This is a genomic window from Actinacidiphila glaucinigra (assembly GCF_900188405.1).
Classification (GTDB): domain Bacteria; phylum Actinomycetota; class Actinomycetes; order Streptomycetales; family Streptomycetaceae; genus Actinacidiphila; species Actinacidiphila glaucinigra.
In genome coordinates, this window is the sequence record NZ_FZOF01000019.1 from 113,321 (window position 1) to 133,206 (window position 19,886).

Here is a 19,886-nt window from a genome sequence, read left to right on the forward strand (position 1 = left end):
CAATTCCTGTCCGGTGGCCCGCAATTCACGCGGGAACCAGGACAGAAGTATGAACTTGCCACCATCACAGCATAGTTGCCCGGAATCTTGTGGTACCTCTTCAGATACCGCTGATGCGGTGCAGAAGGGGGAAGAGCAATGCGTCTTTTCAATCGGCGAATTCATGTTCGGAAATCGGCCGCGGCGGCCGCGGTGCTGGCGCTGGCGTTCGCCGGACCCGTGTACGGCGCCGAGCCCGTTCCGGGCAGCGGCCAGGGGGGTACACCAGGCCCGAGCGCCCCGGCCGGGGTGAAGGTCAACACCGAACTGCCGACCAGGATCTCCGTCGACAACAAGACCGAGAAGACCTCGATCACCGCCCGGGTGGTCAACAAGGGCGACAAGGAGTCCCCGGACCTGCGGCTCCTGGTGGTGGGTTTCGACGCCCTCGAGGTGACCGCGGTGGAGGGCTGCGACCCGATTCCGGAAGGGAAGCTCCCGGACGGTTCCAACAGCGGATTCAGCTGCGCCGTCGGAAAACTGGCGGCGGGAAAGAGCAGGAACTACACCGTTTCCGCGACCTACGACCTCCAGGGCAAGGGCAAGATCTGCCTGCCCGTGATGCTCGGCGACACCGGCACCCTGCTGTGGCAGCAGGGACCGGTCCCGTTCGGCACCGGCAAGCCCACGCCGAACGCCCCCGACACCCCGCTGCTGCTGGGCACCGACAACGTGCCCTTCGGCCCCGACACCTCCGCGAGCGCGAGTCCCTCCGCACCCGGCACCCTGCCGGACACCGGCGCCACCGGCCGCACGGCCGTCCTGCTGCTGGGCGGCGGCCTGCTGCTGGCCGCCGGCGGCGCCGGGCTGTGGCTGACCCGGCGCGGGCCGGCGCCACGGCACTGACGCGGAACGGGTGGGGGCGGGGCCTGCGCCCCGCCCCCACCCGGGTGCGTCGTACGTCGTGTGCGGTCAGCCGCGGCGGCCGACCAGCTTCCATGCGGCGGGCAGCGCGCCCATGGCGAGGGCGGCCTTCAGCGCGTCGCCGATGAGGTAGGGGGTCAGGCCCAGCGCCACGGCCTGGCCGGTCGTCAGGTGCGCGGCCAGCGCCAGGTAGGGGACGCCCACGGCGTAGGTGACGGCGCTGCCGGCCACCATGACGCCGGCCATCCGCCACACGCTGCGGTCGGCACCCCGCCGGGCCAGCGCACCCACGAGCGCGGACGCCAGCGCCATGCCGAGGATGTAGCCGAAGCTCGGCGCCGCGGCGCCGGACGACCCCTCCGCGAACCACGGCACACCGGCCACACCGGCCACCGCGTACAGCGCGAGCGCCAGGAAGCCGCGGCGCGCGCCGAGGGCGGTGCCGACCAGCAGCGCGGCGAAGGTCTGGCCCGTCACCGGCACCGGCGACCCGGGGACCGGCACCGACAACTGCGCGGCCAGGCCGGTCAGTACGGCACCGCCGGTCACGAGGGCCACGTCGCGCAGCCGCGACGCGGGGATGAGGTCGGCGAGGACCGGGTGGGTCCTTACGGCGGAAGCGGCGGGAACTGCGCTGGCCATCGGGTGACTCCGCGAGGTGAGGGTCGGTTCGGGACACCGTGACGTTAACCCGCCTCGCCCTCGCCGATCATCGTCCGCCGATCACAAAGGCCTGATCACGGCCTTGGTCGCCTTCCTACAAGGAAGCCGGACAGGGCGTGAGCTTCGTCACCCGGGCCTTAGTGGGGTTTCTCCAATCACCGCCGGAGCGCCGCCGTGTCGTCGCCGGCGGCCGGCCGCGACACGGCTCCGGCGGCCGGACGGCGGCCTCCTATGCTGCCCGCATGAGCGCTCCGTCCTCCCCCTCCCGCGTCGGCGTCGTCGGCGAGGTCCTCGTCGACCTGCTGTGGCGTTCCGGGGAGCGGCAGGTCACACCGGTGCCCGGCGGCAGCCCGGCCAACGTCGCGGTCGGCCTGCACCGGCTGGGGCGGCCCACCACCCTGGTCACCACGTGGGGCGACGACCCGCCCGGCGAACTGGTGCGGGCGCATCTGGAGTCCACCGGGGTCGAGGTCGTACGGGCCGCGAGCCCGGCCGGGCGCACCACGCTGGCGATGGCCTACCTCGACCGGGACGGCTCAGCCTCGTACGACTTCCTGGCCGCGTGGGACCCCGAGCAGCTGTCGCTGCCCGCGGACACCGCGGTGCTGCAGACCGGTTCGCTCGCCGCCGTGGTGGAACCGGGTGCGGCGCGGGTGCTGGAGCTCTGCCGCGAACTGCACGCCGTACCGGGGCGCACCGTCGTCGCCGACCTCAACGTGCGGCCGGCCGTCCAGCCCGACCGGCTCGCCTACCGCCGGGCGTGCCTGCGGCTGGCCGGGGTGACGGACGTGGTCAAGGCCAGCGACGCGGACCTCGCCTGGCTCTTCCCGCGGCTCGCCCCGCCGGAGGCGGCGCGGGCGCTGCTCGCAGAGGGGCCCCGGCTCGCGGTCGTCACGCTGGGCGCGCAGGGCGCGTTCGCGGTGACCGAGGACGCCCTCGTACGGGTGGCCGCGCCCGAGGTCGGCGTCGTCGACACCATCGGGGCCGGCGACGCCTTCCAGGCCGCGCTGCTCGACGCGATCGCCGGTGGCGGCGTCCCCACCACGCGCGACGACCTCGCCGCCGCGCTGGAGCGCTGCGTCACGGCCGCGGCGATCAACTGCACGCGGGTGGGCGCCGATCCGCCGTCCCGCGCGGAGCTCGACGCGGCCCTGGCCGCACGGCACGCCTGACGCCCCGCGGAAAATGCGCGGCCGGCGGGCGCGGGCTGTGGTTACCCTCGCGGGATGGACGAGGCACGGCTGACAGGGCAGGTACTGGTCTTCGACGCGGACGACACGTTGTGGGAGAACAACGTCGTCTTCGAGCGGGTGATAGAGGACTTCCTGGACTGGGTGGACCATCCCGTCCTGGACCGCACGCAGATCAGGGCACTGCTCAACGAGATCGAGGCGGCGAACGCGGTCGTCCACGGCTACGGCAGCAAGGTCTTCCTGCGCAGCCTCGGCGAACTCCTGGAGCGGCTCCGGGAGCGGCCGGTCACGCAGGCCGAGCTGCGGCGGGTGGACGAGCTGGCGGTGGCCTTCGTGGAGCACCGGGTGGATCTGATGCCCGGCGTGGCGAGCACGCTGGACGAGCTGGGCACCCGCCACGAGCTGCTGCTGCTCACCAAGGGCGACGAGGAGGAGCAGGCGCGCAAGGTGGCGGCCTCGGGGCTGGCGGACCGCTTCCGCGGGGTGCACATCGTGCCCGAGAAGGCCGCGGGCACCTACCGTGCGCTGCTGGCGGAGTACGGCTTCGAGCCGGGCAGGAGCTGGATGATCGGGAACTCCCCGAAGTCGGACATCCTGCCCGCGCGCGAGGCGGGGATGAGCGCGGTGTTCATCCCCAACGAGAACACCTGGGTGCTGGAGCAGTCCGAGCTGGACCCGGCCGACGAGCGGGTGCTGCGGCTGGCGGCCTTCCCCGAACTGCTCCGGCACTTCTGACCGGACCGGCCGGGCTCAGTCGAAGACGGGGCCCTGGTCGCGGGTCCGCTTGATCTCGTAGAAGCCGGGGGTCGACGCGACGAGCAGGGTGCCGTCCCACAGGCGGGCCGCGGCCTCGCCCTTGGGCGCCGGGGTGACGACCGGACCGAAGAAGGCGATCTGCTCGCCGTCGGCGCCGGGGACCGCGATGACCGGGGTGCCGACGTCCTGGCCGACCTTGGAGATGCCCTCCTGGTGGGAGGCGCGAAGCTCCGTGTCGTAGGCGTCGCTGCGGGCGAAGTCGGCGAGCTCGGCGGGCAGGCCCGCCTCCTCCAGGGCGGCGACGATGACGTCGTGGTCCTTGTGACCCAGGCCCTGGTTGTGGATGCGGGTGCCCAGCGCGGTGTAGAGGGCGCCGAGCACCTTGCTGCCGTACTTCTGCTCGGCGGCGATGCAGACGCGGACCGGGCCCCAGGCCGTGGTCAGGAACTCCCGGTACTCCTCGGGCAGCTCGTCGCGGTTCTCGTTGAGGACGGCGAGGCTCATCACGTGCCACCGCACCTCGACGGGTCGCACCTTCTCCACCTCCAGCATCCAGCGGGAGGTCATCCACGCCCAGGGGCAGGCGGGGTCGAACCAGAAGTCCACCGGGGTGGGCGTGGTTGTGGTCTCGGTCACGTTTCTCTCCTCGGGACATGATGCGGTGACACGTCGTCCGGAACCGGCAACGCCCCAGGTGCCATCCCCATTCCCGTGCGCCGCCGTCAGGGCCGACGTGCGAAGATGCGTGGCGTCCACAAGACGACCCCCGACGGCGTGCGAAGGATGGAGACCCCGTGCCCGGTGAGAACCTCACGCGTGACGAGGCCCGAGAGCGGGCACGGCTGCTCGCCGTGGACGGTTACGAGGTGGCCCTCGACCTCCGGTCGGCGCTGCGCCCGGAGGAGCGGACGTTCCGGTCGGTGACCACGGTCAGGTTCCGCTGCACGGAGCCCGGCGCGTCCAGCTTCGCGGACCTGCTCGCCCCCTCCGTGACGTCGGTGACACTCAACGGCCGCGAGCTCGACCCCGCGGAGGTCTTCGACGGGACGCGGATCACGCTGGACGGCCTCGCCGCCGAGAACGTCCTGGTGGTGGACGCGCAGTGCGCCTACAGCCGGACGGGCGAGGGCATGCACCGCTTCACCGACCCCGAGGACGGGGAGGTCTACCTCTACACGCAGTACGAGCCGGCCGACGCCCGCCGGGTCTTCGCCGACTTCGAGCAGCCCGACCTGAAGGCGCCGTTCACCTTCTCCGTCACCGCGCCCGAGTCCTGGGTGGTGCTCGGCAACGAGCGGGTGACCGGGGTCTTCGACGGCGGCGAGACGCGGCACTTCGCGCCGACCCGCCCGATCTCCACGTACATCACGGCGGTCGTGGCCGGGCCGTACCACATGGTCCACGACACCTACCGGCGCGCGCTGCCGGACGGCTCCGAGCTGGAGATCCCGCTGGGCGCGCTGTGCCGCAAGGGCCTCGCCCGGTACTTCGACGCCGACGAGATCTTCACCGTCACCAAGCAGGGCCTGGACTTCTTCCACGACCACTTCGGCTACCCGTACCCCTTCGGGAAGTACGACCAGGCCTTTGTGCCCGAGTACAACATCGGCGCGATGGAGAACCCGGGGCTGGTCACCTTCCGCGAGGAGTACGTCTTCCGCGGCAAGGTCACCCAGGCGTCCTACGAGGCCCGGGCGAACGTCATCCTGCACGAGATGGCGCACATGTGGTTCGGCGACCTGGTCACCATGCGGTGGTGGGACGACCTGTGGCTCAAGGAGTCCTTCGCCGACTTCATGGGCGCGTTCTCGCTGGTGGAGGCCACCCGCTACAAGGAGGGCTGGATCACCTTCGCCAACCGCCGCAAGGCCTGGGCCTACCGCGCCGACCAGCTGCCCTCCACCCACCCGGTCACGGCCGACATCCGCGACCTGGAGGACGCCAAGCTCAACTTCGACGGCATCACCTACGCCAAGGGCGCCAGCGTGCTCAAGCAGCTGGTGGCGTACGTCGGGCGGGACGCCTTCCTGGAGGGCGCGCGCCGCTACTTCCAGCGCCACGCCTACGGCAACACCGAGCTGGGCGACCTGCTGTCGGTGCTTGCGGAGACCTCGGGGCGCGACATGGCCGGGTGGTCGCGGTCCTGGCTGCAGACCGCGGGCGTCAACTCGCTGACCCCGCGGGTGACGTACGACGCCGACGGGCGGATCGCCGAGCTGGCCGTGGTGCAGGACGCCGCGCCCTCGCACCCCGAGCTGCGGCCGCACCGGGTCGCGGTGGGGCTCTACCGGCGTACCGCGGAGGGCGCCGTGGAGCGCTACGCGCGCGTCGAGACCGACGTCGCGGGCCCGCGCACGGTGGTGGCCGAGCTCGCCGGGGCGGACCGTCCCGACCTGGTGCTGGTCAACGACGACGACCTGACCTACTGCAAGATCCGCTTCGACGAGGACTCCCTCGCCACGGTGCGGGAGCACCTGGGCTCGCTCACCGACCCCATGGCCCGCGCCCTGGCCTGGTCCGCGGTGTGGAACATGACCCGCGACGGGCTGATGCCCGCCCGCGACTACCTCGGCCTGGTGCTGCGCTTCGCCGGCGCGGAGACCGACATCGGCGTCCTGCAGGGGCTGCACATGCAGGCCCGTACGGCCCTGAACGACTACGCGGCGCCGGCCTGGCGCGAGCAGGGCGGGCGCGAGCTGGCCGACGGCGCGCTGCGCGAGCTGCGCGCGGCGGTCCCGGGCAGCGGCCACCAGCTGGCCTGGGCCCGCTTCCACGCGGCCGTGGCCTCCGGGGACGCCGGGGCGGACGTGCTGCGCGGGCTGCTCGACGGCACCGAGAAGATCGACGGGCTCGACGTCGACCAGGAGCTGCGCTGGACCTTCCTGGAGGCCCTGGCGGCAGGGGGCCGGGCCGACGAGGCCGCCGTCGCGGCGGAGCTGGCCCGCGACGACACCGCCTCCGGCAAGCGGCACCAGGTGCGCTGCCTGGCGGCGCGGCCCTCCGCGGCCGTCAAGGAGCAGTGCTGGGCGTCGGTCGTGGAGTCCGACGCGCTGTCCAACGCGCTCGTGGAGGCCACCATCGCGGGCTTCGACCAGGCGGGCCAGCGCGAGCTGCTCGCCCCGTACGCGGACCGCTACTTCGAGGTGATCGAGCGGACCTGGAAGGAGCGCTCGATCGAGATCGGCATGGCCGTGGTCCGCGGGCTCTTCCCGCACCACCAGGACCGGCCCGCCACGCTCGACGCCGCCGACACCTGGCTGGGCGCCCACGCGGACGCACCGCCGGCGCTGCGCCGGCTGGTCGCGGAGTGCCGTGACGACCTCGCGCGGGCGCTTCGGGCGCAGGAGCGGGACGCGGCGGCGGGGGCCGTCTGAGGCGGCCCTCCCGGAAGGGAACAGGTGACCGGTCACCCCAATGGCGTACGCGGGGTACCGCCCGGCCCCGGTGGTGCGGCAGCATCGCCGGGGCCGGCCCGCAGGTGGGGAGAGGTCGGTCACTCGAATAGGTGAAAAACGGCTCTCGGCAACCGAACGTCTGAACTTTAGTGCGGTGATGTCCGCATTTGTCGACGGTACGGTAACAGCCGTTAGGCCCCCTGAGGGATGCGGGAATCCACCCGCCATGAACCACAACATCCCCCTCAGCCCCCGCCCCCTCGACCACCTCTCCCGCACCCGGCCGACCGTGCTGTCGGCCCGCCAGCTGCGGGAGCACGGCGTCGCCCCGGAGACGCTGGCCGAGCGCTGCCGCCCCGGCGGTCCCTGGCAGGAGGTGCTGCCCCGGGTGTACGTCCTCCACCGCGGCCGGCCCACCGGCGACGAGCGGGTCCGGGCGGCGCTGCTCTACGCGGGCCGCGAGGCGATGGTCACGGGGCTCGCGGCGCTCGCCCTGCACCGCTTCTCGTCGGTGCCGCCGCTGGTCGGCCTGGACCGGATCGACCTGCTGGTGACCCGGCAGCGGCGGCTGCGGGCGGTCGGCGACGTGGGGCTGGTGCGCACCCCCGCGCTGCCCCGGCCGCGGGAGGTGCAGGGTGTGCCGTGCGCGCCGCTGCCCCGGGCGCTGGCGGACGCCGTGGAGGAGCTGGACGACGCCCGGGCGGTGGGCCAGGTGCTGACCGAGGCGGTGCGCGGCGGCCACTGCGAGGCGTCGGCGCTGGTCGCGGAGCTGAGCCGGGCCCGTCTGCTGTCCCGGCCGCACGTGGTGGAGGCGGTGGACGCGCTGGTGGCCGAGGGCCGCGCGATCGCCGAGAACCGGCTGTACACGATGGTGCGCTGCTTCGGGCTGCCCGACCCGCTGTGGAACGTGGACCTGCGGCTGCCGGGCGGCCCGCACCTCGGCGGCGTCGACGCGTACTGGCCGGAGCACGCGGTCGCGGTCGAGCTCGACGCCCGCGTGCCCCGGCAGGAGGACGACGCCCTGTGGGCCGAGTACGCCCGCAAGCGCGAGCACCTGGAGCGGCTCGGCATCTCGGTCGTGCACATCACGCCGCGCAAGCTCCGGGAGTCCCTGGAGCAGCAGGCCACCGTCGTCCGCACGGCCCTGATGGCCGCGGCCGACCGCAACCCCGCGTCGTGGGTGGTGGTGCTGCCGCGGTGACCCGGGCGGTCAGCGCTTCTTCAGCAACAGTTCCACGTTGCGGTCGCCCGGCTCGCCGGAGAGCGTCGCACGGGAGCCCGGCGCGTTGAACGCGAGCTCGCGGTAGAGCGCGGCGAGCCCGGTCTGCGACAGGTCGGAGAGGTCGGTGCGGTAGGGGGCGGCGGACTCCACGAGCGTGCAGAGCAGCGAGAGCGTGCCGTCGTGGTTGTCGGTCAGCTCGATGATCCGGGCCAGCTGCGGATAGTCGACGTGGGAGGCGGTGGAGACCTCCCAGAAGGTGCCGTGCGGGACGATCCTGTTCTTGTGGCTGTGTCCGTTGATCCAGGCGGCCACGTTGGCGTGCCGGCCGAGCAGCGCGAGCACCTCGTCGCCGCCGTGCCGCCGCTCCCCGGGGCGGGCGGGGTCCCGGACCAGGTTGGTCATCGACCAGCTGGGGTGGTGGCTGAAGACCAGCACGGTGTCGTCGGCGTGCGCGGTGAGCGTCCGGTCCAGCCAGTTCAGCTGGTCCGTGCCGAGGGAGCCGCGGTAGTCGCCGCCACGGTCGGTGGTGTCGAGGCTGATGCCGAGCACGCCGTCGGAGATCCGGAACGCGTAGTGGAGCCGGCCGGAGTCGAGTTCGGCCGTCGTGTAGCCGTGACCGACGGGACCGGCCCCGGCGTGCGCCGGGTCCAGATGGGCGGCGATGTACTCGCGCGGGGTGACCGGTGCCCGGCGCCCGTCGGGGGTGACGGTGCGGGCGCTGCTCTTGTAGCGGTTCCAGGCCTCGCGGAAGCGGGTGCCCTGGGGGTCGGGTCCCTGGCGCAGGAACGCGTTGACGGCTTCGGCCTCGGCCCGGGGCAGCCAGAACAGCTTGCGTGAGCCGAGCGCCAGGTCGTGGAAGAAGGACGAGGCGGCGTACGAGCCCCCGTACAGCTGGTCGTGGTTGCCGATGGTGGAGTACCACGGGACGTTCAGGCCGGGGCTGTTGAGCTCGCGGACGGCGGCGGCGAGGAAGCCGGGCAGGCGGGGGTAGCCGGCCGCCTTGTCGAGGTCGCGCAGCGCGGCGTCGGGCTGCCAGAAACCCTTCAGGCCGGAGTCCTGCACGCCCTCGTAGTGGCCCGCGTCGCCCGAGTCGGGGGTGAAGCGTCCGCCGCTCATCACCGCGAGGAACCAGTCCAGTTCGATCCGCGAGTTGTTGTCGGTGTTGTCGCCGGTGGTCATGACGAATCCGATGGGCGTGCCCGTGGCGGGCCCGTACCGCAGGGCGTTGACCCGCTCGACCAGGGAGACGGCGCCGGCGTTGGTGAGCGCCTCCTGGGGACGCCAGCCGGCGGGGGCGGCGGAGCGCAGGAACTCGTAGCGCTGCGGGTTCTGCACGTCCGTCAGGTGCAGGTCGGTGAACTGCACGAAGCAGGACAGGCTCGTACGGCGCGCGGCGCGGCCGCTCCCGGCGGCGGCCAGCTCGGTGCGGGTGACCCGCTTCCAGCCGGGGCCGTCGCCGAGCCGGCGGTAGCCTCCCCTGCCGCGCGGGGCCGCGACGGAGTGCAGGGTGGTGCCCGCGGTGTAGGGCCGCGCCGCGGCGGGCCCGGCGGGCGACGTGGGGGCGGCCGGAGGGCCGGACGCGGGTCCGGTGACCGGCTCCGCGAGCGGGGGCACGGCCGTCGCGTCGCCCGAACCGGGGACGAGCGCGAAACCGAGTCCCGCGCCGAGGGCGGTCGCACCCGAGGCGATCAGGATGTTGCGGCGGCTGAGGGCGGCAGCGGACACGGGACCAGGCATGGCGGGTTCCCCCGGTGGACGGTGGCTGCGGCGGCACTGTGCTGCCGCTCCTCACCGGATCGTTGGCACCCGGGGTGGCCTGCGGTGCAACGCGGGCGGAACGTCCGGCACCCATCTGCGGACGTGGATCAGCAGTCCTCCCGCGGGTCACCGGCGGCCTGTCCGCAGGTGGCCGGACGCTCATCCGGTGTTCACCAACCGCCGTGGCGGCGCGCGGCGTCGGGGCCGCCGGAGCGCGGGCGCGACGGCAGCCCGGACGCAATGGACCGGTTCGGCACGCTTCGCGCCCCGCCCCGGGTCCCGGCGTGTTGACGTATTCGCGTCATGTCGGTCTTACGCCATCTACGGCACTCCCCAACAACCCCACAGATGGCGCAATGTGTCGGTCAACTGGCGCCCAAATCTTGAACAGGATGCCCATGTCTCTCGATCACATACGCGGGAAGAGACGCGTGGTCCGAGTCGCGCTCGCGGCGGGTCTGGTAGCCGCGCTGACGACGACCGGAATCTCCGCCTCCACCGCTTTCGCCGACACGACCGGCGACCCGGCGGACGCGGCGGTGAAGACCGCGCACGACAAGCTCGGAACGGCCGACGCCGAACTGCTCGCCGAGGCCAAGGCCGGCGGCGACAAGAACGTCACCCTCATGATCGCCACCAAGAAGGGCTCCACCGAGCAGGTCTCGGACGAGCTCGACGCGCTCAAGGGCGCCTCGGTGGACCGGACCTACGACAGCCTCGGCTACGTCCGCGCCACCGTCCCGACGGGCAAGGCGGACGCGGCGATCGCGGCGGCGCAGAAGCTCTCCTCGGTGCAGGCGATCGACCTCAAGCAGGAGATCGTCCTCGACGACCCGTCCCCGTCGGCCGACGGCGGCAAGGGCTCCTCGAAGGGCCACGGCCACGGACATGGGAACGGGTCCACCACGTACCCGGCTCCCGACGCGAAGACCCCGGCGAAGAACCCCTACCAGCCGGCGTTCGAGACCGGCGCGGTGGACTTCGTCAAGGACAACCCGAAGGCCGACGGCCGCGGTGTCACCATCGGCATCCTCGACTCGGGCGTCGACCTCGGCCACCCGGCGCTGCAGAAGACCACCACGGGCGAGCGCAAGATCGTCGACTGGGTCACCGCCACCGACCCGATCACCGACGGCGACGCCACCTGGCGCCGTATGACCAACGGCCCGAGTGTCACCTACCAGGGCCGCACCTGGTCCGCCCCCGAGGCCACGCAGCAGGTCACGGTCTTCTTCGAGTCCGCCACCACCGGTGGCGACATGGCCGGTGACCTCAACCGCGACGGTGACACCACCGACTACTGGGGCGTCCTGTACGACCCGGCGAAGGGCACCGTCCGCCTCGACCTGAACGACAACGGGAACTTCTCCGACGACGCCGAGATGAAGCCGTACAAGGACGGCTTCCAGATCGGCTACTTCGGCACGGACAACCCCGCCACCGCCATCTCCGAGCGGATCCCCTTCGTGGTGCAGGTCCGCAAGGACGTCCCCACGGACCCGTACGGCGGCACCTGGGTCGGCAAGAAGGCCGACTTCGTCAACATCGGCGTCATCGAGTCCGAGCACGGCACCCACGTGGCGGGCATCACCGCCGCCAACAGCCTGTTCGGCGGCAAGATGAACGGCGCCGCGCCGGGCGCGAAGATCGTCTCGTCGCGCGCCTGCACCTGGACCGGCGGCTGCACCAACGTGGCGCTGACCGAGGGCATGATCGACCTCGTGGTCAACCGCGGTGTGGACATCGTCAACATGTCCATCGGCGGCCTGCCCCCGCTGAACGACGGCAACAACGCCCGCGCGCAGACGTACACCCGTCTCATCGACGAGTACGGCGTGCAGCTGGTCATCTCGGCCGGCAACAGCGGCCCCGGCGCCAACACCATCGGCGACCCCGGCCTGGCCGACAAGGTCCTCAGCGTCGGTGCCACCGTCTCCAAGGAGACCTGGGCGGCCAACTACGGCTCGCAGGTGACCAAGGCGTACGACATGATGCCCTTCTCCTCGCGCGGTCCGCGTGAGGACGGCGGCTTCGCGCCGATCATCTCCGCGCCCGGTGCCTCCATCAACACCATCCCGACCTGGGAGCCCGGTGGCCCCGTCGCCGAGGCCGGCTACAGCCTGCCGCCCGGCTACGCCATGCTGCAGGGCACGTCGATGGCGTCCCCGCAGGCGGCCGGCGCCTCCGCGCTGCTGCTGTCCGCGGCCAAGCAGGCGCGCGTCCCGCTGTCCCCGGCGACCCTGCGCACCGCGCTGACCAGCACGGCGAACAAGATCAAGGACGTCCCGGCGTACGCCCAGGGCTCCGGTCTGATCGACATCGTCGACGCCTGGCGCCTGATCAAGGCGGGCGCGAGCGCCCACACCTACACGGTCAAGGCCCCGGTCAGCACCTTCTTCTCGTCCGCGCTCGCCACGCCTGGCTACGGCACCGGCATCTACGACCGCGAGGGCGGCCTGAAGGCCGGTCAGACCAAGACGTACGACGTCACCATCACCCGCACCACCGGTCCGAACCGGTCCATCCGGCACGACCTGGAGTGGGTGAACAACGACGGCACGTTCCGCTTCGCCGACTACGACAACGTGTGGCTGCCGCTGAACAAGCCGGTGACCGTGCGCGTCAAGGCCAAGCCCGGCTCGACCGGTCTGCACAGCGCGATCCTGACGGTCGACGACCCGGCGACGCGCGGCACCGACCAGCAGATCCTCAACACCGTGGTCGTCGCCACCTCGCAGGCCAAGCCGTCCTTCGCGGTCAAGGCCTCGGGCTCGGTGCAGCGCAACGGCACCAAGTCCTACTTCGTGACCGTCCCCGAGGGCGCCAAGACGCTCGAGATCAAGATGGGCGGCCTCGCCACCGGCAGCCAGACCCGCTTCATCGCGATCACCCCGTGGGGCATCCCGGCGGACCCGACCACCACGACGTTCTGCTACCCGAACTACACCACCACCAACGGGTGCCGTCCCGACCTGCGCTCCTACACCGACCCGATCCCGGGCGTGTGGGAGATCGAGGTCGAGGCGCGTCGTACCTCGCCGGTGCTGAACAACCCGTACAACCTGACCGCGACCGCGCTCGGTGTCTCCTTCGACCCCGAGGTCCAGACCGTCGAGGAGGCCACGGTCGGCACCGCCGCCCCGGTCTCCTGGAAGGTCACCAACGGCTACGCCCCGGTGCAGGGCAAGCTGAAGGGCGGCGCGCTCGGCTCCGCCGCGGCCTCGCGCAAGACGATCGCCGACGGTGACAGCGTCACCAGCACGGTCGTCGTCCCCGCGGGCGCGTCCCGGCTGGACGTCGCCATCGGCGGCACCTCCGACACCTCCGCCGACCTCGACCTGACCGTGTTCCTCAACGGCACGCAGGTCGGCCAGTCCGCGGACGGCGACTCGGAGGAGGCCGTGAGCATCGCCAACCCGGCGGCCGGCACGTACACCATCCAGGTGGACGGCTACTCGGTCCCGGCCGGCACCACCGAGTACGACTACCGCGACGTCTTCTACTCGGCGACGCTGGGCTCGGTCGTCGTGGACGAGGCGGCGTCCGTGCCGCTGGCCAACGGCGCCTCCGCGAACGTCGCGGCGAACGTCCTGGTCGCGGCCCCGGCCCCCGAGGGACGTCAGTTCTTCGGCGAGGTGCAGCTGCTCAACGCCGACGGCACCGCCGCCGGCACCGGCAGCGTGCTGATCGACAAGGTCAACGCGGGCTGACCCGCGGCCACGGCCTGATCACCGCCTGAAGGGGCGGGCGCTCCCCGGAGCGCCCGCCCCTTCAGCTCTGCCGCCACTCGTACTCCTGCTCCCCGCAGCGCAGCGAGCGTGAACGGGGCAGCGCCCGCTCCACCCACTCCCGCGTCCGGGCGATGTCCTCGCCCTGGTGGACGAAGGTGGAGCCCCAGGGCCGCAGCCCGACCCTGATGAGCACACGGCTCCCCACGGCCATCTCGGGCTCCCCCTCCTCGTCACGGTCGACGGGGAAGGTCAGCCGGCGGTCCCCGTGCCCGCCCTTGAGGTAGCGGTCCACCTCCATCCGCACCGACACGCGGTCCGCTGCCTCCCCCGGCGTCACCCGCAGCACCGTTCCCTCGGCGACGAGTTCGGTGCAGGCCAGCACTTCCGCGTCGGTGCTGCGGACCGAGTCGGATTCGGCCTCGCCGCCGCCGGCCCCGCAGCCGGCGAGCGCGGCGAGCGCGAGCAGCGCCGCCACGGCGAGGGCCGGTCCCGTCCTGCGTCCCATGTCCTGTGCTCCCCTCATGCGGTGTCGCTCTCGCACGGCAGCTCCCGGGAGGCCGTGAGTGCCCTCTCCATCCAGGCGCGGGCGGAGGCGATGTCCTCGGCGCCCTCGTACAGGTCCACCGGCTCCCCCGGGAGGACGGAGACCATCACCAGGACGCGGGACCCGGGTTCGGGAGGCGGGGCCACGTCGTCGTGGTCGTCGTCGATGTGGATCGTGAACGCCAGCCGGGGAGCGCCCCCGGCGGGCTTGAGGCGGCGGTCCACGTCCATCACCACACGCAGGTCCCCCGGTTCTCCGGTGGGCGTCACCTCGCGCACGGTGCCCTCGGCGATGTCGCTCGCGCAGGCGACGACGCCCTCCGCCGTGAGCTTCGCGTCGCCCGCCGCCGAGTCCCCGCCCAGGGCGGCGTTCCGCGCCAGGACGACCCCGCCGATCCCCACCACACCCGCCACGACGGCGGCCAGGCACCACGCGAGCGCCCTGCGCCCGCGGGGGCGGCGCTGCGCGGGCGGGGCGGGCCGCGCGGCGAGGGCGTCGCCGATCAGCCGCACCTGGGTGCGCAGCAGGTCCACGTCGGCGCGCGCGGCGGCGTACTCCTCCCCGCCCGCGGCGCCGTCCGGCGGCACGTCCGCGAGGGCGGCCGCCAGCGCCGCGTCCGCCTCGCCCGCGCCCTGCTCGTTCCCGCTCATCGTCACACCACCTCCTTCGTGTGCAGCCGGCCGCGCAGCGCGCGGACGGCGGCGTGCAGCCGGCTCTTGACCGTGCCCTCCGGGACGCCGAGCGCCGCGGCGATCTCCGCCACGGGCAGGTCGGCGTAGAAGCGCAGCGTCAGCACCTGCCGCTGCCGCGGCGGGAGTTCCTGGAGCCCGTCGGCGACCGCCAGCGCCAGCACATGCGCCTCTCCCCCGCCGTGCCCGGCCTCGTCCCGGGGGGTCAGGGCCGCCAGGCGTTCGCCGAGCCGCTCCTGCCGGCGTCGCGAACGGTGCCAGTCCATCGCCACGTTGGACGCGGCGACGGCCGCCCACGCCCCCGGGTCCCGCAGCGGCTCGCGGCCGCCCGCCCGGTGCTCCAGCAGCTTCAGCCGCACCTGCTGCACCCCGTCCGGCAGGTCGCCCGCCGGGACCCCGCCGAGCGCCAGCACGGCCCGTACCCGGTCGAGGTGCTCCGGCGCGAGGGGGTCGTCCCCTTCCCCCGGCCGGGACCTCCGTCTCAGCAGCGCCACACCCCACCCCTTCCGCGATTTCCCCTATGACGCGGCAGCGGGGGAAAACGTTCACCCCTCCTGCGCTCCGGGGCCAGGTCCTACCCTGGCGGTGTGTCCGCCCCTCATGAACTGACGATGCTGGAACAGGCCGCGGCCGTCCGGGCGGGCGAACTGTCGCCCGTGGAGCTGACGGCCCACTACCTCGCCCGGATCGAGCGGCTCGACCCGGCGCTCGGGGCCTATCTGACCGTCACGCCCGAACGCGCCCTGGAGGACGCGCGGCGCGCCGAACGCGTGCTCAAGGAGGGCGGGCCGCTCCCGCCGCTGCTCGGCGTACCGGTACCGGTGAAGGACCTGACGCCGGTCGCCGGGGTGCGCTTCACCTCCGGGTCGGCGGTCTTCGCCGACCGGGTCGCCGACCGGGACGCGTACCTCGTCCGGCTGCTGAGGGACGCCGGGACCGTCCTGACCGGGAAGACCAGCACCCCGGAGTTCGGGCTCCCCGCCTACACCGAGAGCGCCGCGGGCCCGCCGGCCCGCACCCCGTACGACCTCGCGCGCGGCGCCGGCGGCAGCAGCGGGGGCGCGGCCGCGGCCGTGGCGGCCGGGCTGGCGGCGGCGGCGCACGGCAGCGACGGGGGCGGCTCGATCCGCATCCCGGCGAGCTGCTGCGGGGTCGTCGGGCTGAAGCCGAGCCGGGGCCGGGTGAGCCCCGCGCCCTGGGGCGACGGAAGCGGACTGGCCGTCAACGGCCCCATCGCGCGCACGGTCCGGGACACCGCGGCCCTGCTCGACGTACTGGCGGTGCCCGCGCCGGGCGACCCCTTCCGGCTGCCGCCGCCGGAGCGTTCGTTCCTGCGGTGGTGCGAGCACGAACCGCGGCGGCTGCGGATCGCCCGCTGGGCGGTGCCGGACGTCGCGGGCGTGCAGGTCGACCCGCAGGTGCTGGCGGCGTACGAGCGCACCTCGGCGCTGCTGGCCGGGCTCGGGCACGAGGTCGTGGACGTGCCGCAGCCGCTCGCCCCCGGCGACCGCGACGCGTTCACCCCGGTGTGGGCCGTGCTGGCCGCGCTGACCCCCGTGGCGCCGGAACGGGAACGGGAGCTGCTGCCGCTCACCCGCTGGCTGCGCGCCCAGGGGCAGGACGTCGGCGGGCTCGACTACGCCCGCACGCTGGGGGTGATGCAGGGCGTGGGCCGCAAACTGGCCGAGGCCGCCGAGCCGTACGACGCGGTGCTCACCCCGACGCTGGCGCAGCTCCCCGCCCCGGTGGGTGCCCTGCGCGACGACGCCGACCCGGAGGCCGACTTCGCGGCGCAACTGGCGTTCACGCCCTTCACCGCGCCCTGGAACATCGCCGGGCTGCCCGCGGTGTCGCTGCCGCTGGAGTGGTCCCCGGCGGGGCTGCCCATCGGCATGATGCTCGGCGCCCGGCACGGCGAGGAGGGCTCCCTGCTCGCCCTCGCCGCCCAGTTGGAGGCCGCGTCTCCCTGGCTGGCGCGTACCGCTCGCGCGTTCGACCTGCCGTTCGGGTGAGCGTTGGCGGACCTGGGTGCGGCCCGGTTGTTCGTGTGCGGCTTTGTTGCGCCTGCGGCGGGCATCATCCGCCCTCCCGCCCTCCCCCCGGCCTTCGGCCGGGGGGACCCCCACTTCGGGGCTCGCGGTCTACGCCCACATCATTCGGCGCCGGGTTCCCCGCTCGCCCCCTGCGGGGGCACCCCGCCACACCCCCTCCGGTCGTATGGGGGGCATAACGGCCGGTGGGGGGTGAGTGAGGCACTCGGGGCAACCCCGGAGCGCCCTGTCACCCCTCTCCGGCCGTTGGTCGGAGCCGCCCCCGGCCCACCCACCGAACCGCGCGCGGACCCGCACCGACCGTCCCCGGGATGGGGGTCCCCCGGCGGCTTCGCGGCACAACACAGGATCACGACGTGCCGCCACTCCTGGGTGGGAGCGCGTGCACGGAATGCGACTGCGCCGCCACGCAGTGGGTATGGCTGAGGCTGTCCGGAGAACCCGCGCCCGCGATGACGCCCCGGGAGGGCATCCCATGACCGAAGCCGCCGACCGGGACAGACTCGCCGCGCTGCACGGCGTGGACGTCACCTACCGCCCGTCGCCGGACCGCGAGGTGCGCGTGCCGGACGGGACGGTCGTGGCGGTGCTGGCCGCGCTCGGCGTCGACGCCTCGACCCCGGCGGCGGTACGGAACGCGCTGGCGGAGCACGAGCACCGTGCCGGGCGCCGGCTGCTCCCCCGCAGCGTCGTCCTGCGGACCGGCCGTCCGCTCGGGCACCGGCTGCCCGAGGGCACCGTGCTGCGGCTGACGACGGAGGACGGCACCGAGACCTCCTGGGACGGCGGCGCGCCCCTGCCCGTGGGGCGGCACGTGCTGCGCGCGCAGGCCCCCGACGGGCGCACCGCGCAGGCACAGCTCGTCGTGGCCCCGGAACGGCTGCCCGGCCCGCCGGAACGGGTCCTGGGCTTCATGGCGCAGCTGTACTCCGTGCTGTCCTCGCGGTCCTGGGGCATGGGCGACCTCGGCGACCTCGCGGACCTCGCGGCCTGGACGGGCCGGGCGCTGCACGCGGGCTTCCTGCAGGTCAATCCGCTGCACGTGGCCGTGCCCGGGCATCCCACGGACCCCTCGCCCTACCGTCCCTCCTCCCGGCGCTTCCCCGACCCGGTGTACCTGCGGGTGGAGGAGATCCCCGAGTTCGCCTACCTGGGCCCCGACGACCGCGACCGCGCCGCGGACCTGCTGCGCAAGGCGGCCGTGCTGCGCGACTCGGTGCTGCTGAAGGACGCCCTGATCGACCGTGACGCCGTGTGGGAGCTCAAGCGCGAGGCGCTCGCGCTGGTCCGCAGGGTGCCGCTGTCGCCGGGGCGGCGGGCCGCGTACTGCGACTTCCTCGCGGACCAGGGGCAGGCGCTGGACGACCACGCCACCTGGTCGATGCTGGCCGAGCTGCACGGCCCGGACTGGCGCCGCTGGCCGGCGGGGCTGCGCGACCCGCGCTCGGGGCAGGTCGCGCGGCTCCGCGGCGAGCGGCTGGACCAGGTCGACTTCCACTGCTGGCTCGCCTGGCTGACGGACGCCCAGCTGGCCGCGGCGCAGCGTGCGGCGCGGGACGCGGGCATGGCGGTCGGCGTCGTCCACGACCTCGCGGTCGGGGTGCACCCCTCCGGTTCCGACGCCTGGGCGCTGCAGGACGCCCTCGCCCACGGGATGTCGGTCGGCGCGCCGCCGGACGCCTTCAACGCCCACGGCCAGGACTGGGGCCTGCCGCCGTGGCGCCCGGACGCCCTGGCCGCCACGGGGTACGCCCCCTACCGCGACCTGCTGCGCAATGTGCTGCGGCACGCGGGAGGCCTGCGCATCGACCATGTGATGGGGCTCTTCCGCCTGTGGTGGGTGCCGGAGGGCGAGCCGCCGACGCAGGGTGCGTACGTCCGTTACGACGCCGAGGCGATGCTCGGGATCCTCGCGCTGGAGGCGCAGCGCGCCGGTGCCGTGGTCATAGGGGAGGACCTCGGCACGGTCGAGCCGGGCGTCCGCGAGGAGCTGGCCGACCGGGGCATCCTCGGCACGTCGGTGCTCTGGTTCGAGCGGGACTGGGAGGGGGCGCACGGCTCCGCGCGCGCCAGACCGCTGCCGCCCGCGGCCTGGCGGGCGGACGCGCTGGCGACGGTCACCACCCACGACCTGCCCACGACGGCGGCCCGGCTGACCGGGGAGCACGTCGTTCTGCGGCACCGGCTGGGGCTGCTGACCCGGCCGCTGGAGGTGGAGCAGGCCGAGGACGCGGTGGAGGTCGCGGAGTGGCTGGCGCTGCTCGGCCGGCTGGGCATGCTGCCGGAGGGCGCCCGCGACGAGGAGGCCGTCGTGAAGGCCGTCCACCGCTTCCTGGCGCGCACGCCGGCCCGGATGGTCGGTGTGTGGCTGCCGGACGGGGTCGGCGACCGCCGCCCGCAGAACCTGCCGGGCACCTGGGACCAGTACCCCAACTGGCGGCTGCCGGTCGCGGACGCGGAGGGACGCCCGCTCACCCTGGAGCAGCTGACGGCCTCGCCGCGGCTGCACGCGCTGGCGCACGAGGTGCGGACGGCGATGGCGGGGCCCCACGGACCCTGAGACCACCCCCGGGCGCGCGGGCCGCGGGAGCGTTCGCTACTTTGAGACCGTGGACAAGCTCAACAAGAACGCCCTGCGCGCCGGTGCCGTCACGGCCGGCACGGCGCTGATGCTGCTGATGTCGTCCCCTGCGTTCGCGAACACTCGCGACGACGGCGACGACCCGGGTCCCGGTCTGAGCGTGGTCGAGACGCTCGGCCTCTACCTCGTCCTGCCGATCGTCCTGTTCCTGGTCATCGCGGGCCTGGTCGTCGCGACCGACAAGTCCCGCAAGACCCAGAGCTGATCCTCTACCCACCTCGCTGAACGGGCCGCGGAGTACCGCGGCCCGGCTTCAGGCGTTCCCCTCGCCGGCCCGTACGCCCGTACGTCGGCGGCGACCGGTGCCGCGGCAGTGCGCGGGGCTCCCCCGAACGGCGCA

Annotated in this window: 15 protein-coding genes; 9 read left to right on the forward strand and 6 right to left on the reverse strand. The window is 73.7% G+C overall.

Annotation, left to right across the window (positions count from 1 at the left end; all coding sequences use genetic code 11):
• Positions 1-138: 138 nt before the first annotated feature.
• Positions 139-885 carry a hypothetical protein gene (locus CHF15_RS29515; RefSeq protein WP_245939093.1) on the forward strand — a complete coding sequence of 249 codons (747 nt, stop codon included), beginning with the start codon at positions 139-141 and terminating at the stop codon, positions 883-885.
• Between the two features lie 66 nt (positions 886-951).
• Here CHF15_RS29515 and CHF15_RS29520 read toward each other — a convergent pair whose 3' ends face one another.
• A complete protein-coding gene (locus tag CHF15_RS29520; RefSeq protein WP_089226941.1) occupies positions 952-1,545 on the reverse strand; it encodes a biotin transporter BioY in 594 nt (197 codons plus the stop codon).
• Between the two features lie 263 nt (positions 1,546-1,808).
• Here CHF15_RS29520 and CHF15_RS29525 point away from each other — a divergent pair, with 263 nt between their 5' ends.
• Together CHF15_RS29525 and CHF15_RS29530 are read left to right on the forward strand one after the other, a co-directional pair.
• Positions 1,809-2,738: a carbohydrate kinase family protein gene (locus CHF15_RS29525; RefSeq protein ID WP_089226942.1), complete on the forward strand. Its 930-nt coding sequence runs from the start codon at positions 1,809-1,811 to the stop codon at positions 2,736-2,738.
• Between the two features lie 54 nt (positions 2,739-2,792).
• A complete protein-coding gene (locus tag CHF15_RS29530; RefSeq protein ID WP_089226943.1) occupies positions 2,793-3,494 on the forward strand; it encodes an HAD family hydrolase in 702 nt (233 codons plus the stop codon).
• 15 nt (positions 3,495-3,509) lie between these two features.
• Here CHF15_RS29530 and CHF15_RS29535 read toward each other — a convergent pair whose 3' ends face one another.
• The gene (locus tag CHF15_RS29535) at positions 3,510-4,151 is read right to left on the reverse strand and encodes a DsbA family oxidoreductase (RefSeq protein WP_089226944.1); all 642 of its coding nucleotides are present in this window, start codon (positions 4,149-4,151) and stop codon (positions 3,510-3,512) included.
• Positions 4,152-4,309: 158 nt separating this feature from the next.
• On the opposite strand from CHF15_RS29535, the gene pepN reads away from it, so the two are divergent.
• Entirely contained in the window at positions 4,310-6,889 is a 2,580-nt protein-coding gene (pepN, locus tag CHF15_RS29540) for an aminopeptidase N (protein WP_089226945.1), read from the forward strand.
• Positions 6,890-7,136: 247 nt separating this feature from the next.
• On the forward strand, positions 7,137-8,111 hold the full coding sequence (locus CHF15_RS29545) for a hypothetical protein (protein WP_089226946.1): 975 nt from the start codon (positions 7,137-7,139) through the stop codon (positions 8,109-8,111).
• A gap of 9 nt (positions 8,112-8,120) precedes the next feature.
• Here the strand turns inward: CHF15_RS29545 and CHF15_RS29550 are convergent, their stop codons facing one another.
• Positions 8,121-9,869: a TIGR03767 family metallophosphoesterase gene (locus CHF15_RS29550; protein ID WP_089226947.1), complete on the reverse strand. Its 1,749-nt coding sequence runs from the start codon at positions 9,867-9,869 to the stop codon at positions 8,121-8,123.
• A 413-nt stretch (positions 9,870-10,282) separates the two neighbouring features.
• Here CHF15_RS29550 and CHF15_RS29555 point away from each other — a divergent pair, with 413 nt between their 5' ends.
• The gene (locus tag CHF15_RS29555) at positions 10,283-13,600 is read left to right on the forward strand and encodes a S8 family serine peptidase (RefSeq protein ID WP_410169666.1); all 3,318 of its coding nucleotides are present in this window, start codon (positions 10,283-10,285) and stop codon (positions 13,598-13,600) included.
• Positions 13,601-13,661: 61 nt separating this feature from the next.
• On the opposite strand, the gene CHF15_RS29560 is transcribed toward CHF15_RS29555, so the two are convergent.
• The 3 genes from CHF15_RS29560 to CHF15_RS29570 are packed head-to-tail and all read right to left on the reverse strand — an operon-like array spanning position 13,662 to position 15,342.
• The gene (locus CHF15_RS29560; RefSeq protein WP_089226949.1) at positions 13,662-14,126 is read right to left on the reverse strand and encodes a hypothetical protein; all 465 of its coding nucleotides are present in this window, start codon (positions 14,124-14,126) and stop codon (positions 13,662-13,664) included.
• Between the two features lie 14 nt (positions 14,127-14,140).
• The gene (locus CHF15_RS29565) at positions 14,141-14,815 is read right to left on the reverse strand and encodes a hypothetical protein (RefSeq protein ID WP_089226950.1); all 675 of its coding nucleotides are present in this window, start codon (positions 14,813-14,815) and stop codon (positions 14,141-14,143) included.
• Between the two features lie 2 nt (positions 14,816-14,817).
• Positions 14,818-15,342, reverse strand: a complete 525-nt coding sequence (locus CHF15_RS29570) for a sigma-70 family RNA polymerase sigma factor (RefSeq protein WP_375818754.1) — start codon at positions 15,340-15,342, stop codon at positions 14,818-14,820.
• 99 nt (positions 15,343-15,441) lie between these two features.
• Here CHF15_RS29570 and CHF15_RS29575 point away from each other — a divergent pair, with 99 nt between their 5' ends.
• The 3 genes from CHF15_RS29575 (at position 15,442) to CHF15_RS29585 (ending at position 19,751) form a co-directional block, all read left to right on the forward strand.
• A complete protein-coding gene (locus CHF15_RS29575) occupies positions 15,442-16,866 on the forward strand; it encodes an amidase (RefSeq protein WP_220093338.1) in 1,425 nt (474 codons plus the stop codon).
• A gap of 514 nt (positions 16,867-17,380) precedes the next feature.
• The gene (gene malQ, locus CHF15_RS29580; RefSeq protein ID WP_089226952.1) at positions 17,381-19,465 is read left to right on the forward strand and encodes a 4-alpha-glucanotransferase; all 2,085 of its coding nucleotides are present in this window, start codon (positions 17,381-17,383) and stop codon (positions 19,463-19,465) included.
• Positions 19,466-19,514: 49 nt separating this feature from the next.
• Positions 19,515-19,751 (forward strand): hypothetical protein, encoded by a 237-nt coding sequence (locus CHF15_RS29585; RefSeq protein ID WP_089226953.1) that lies wholly within the window; start codon positions 19,515-19,517, stop codon positions 19,749-19,751.
• The last annotated feature ends 135 nt before the right edge of the window (positions 19,752-19,886 follow it).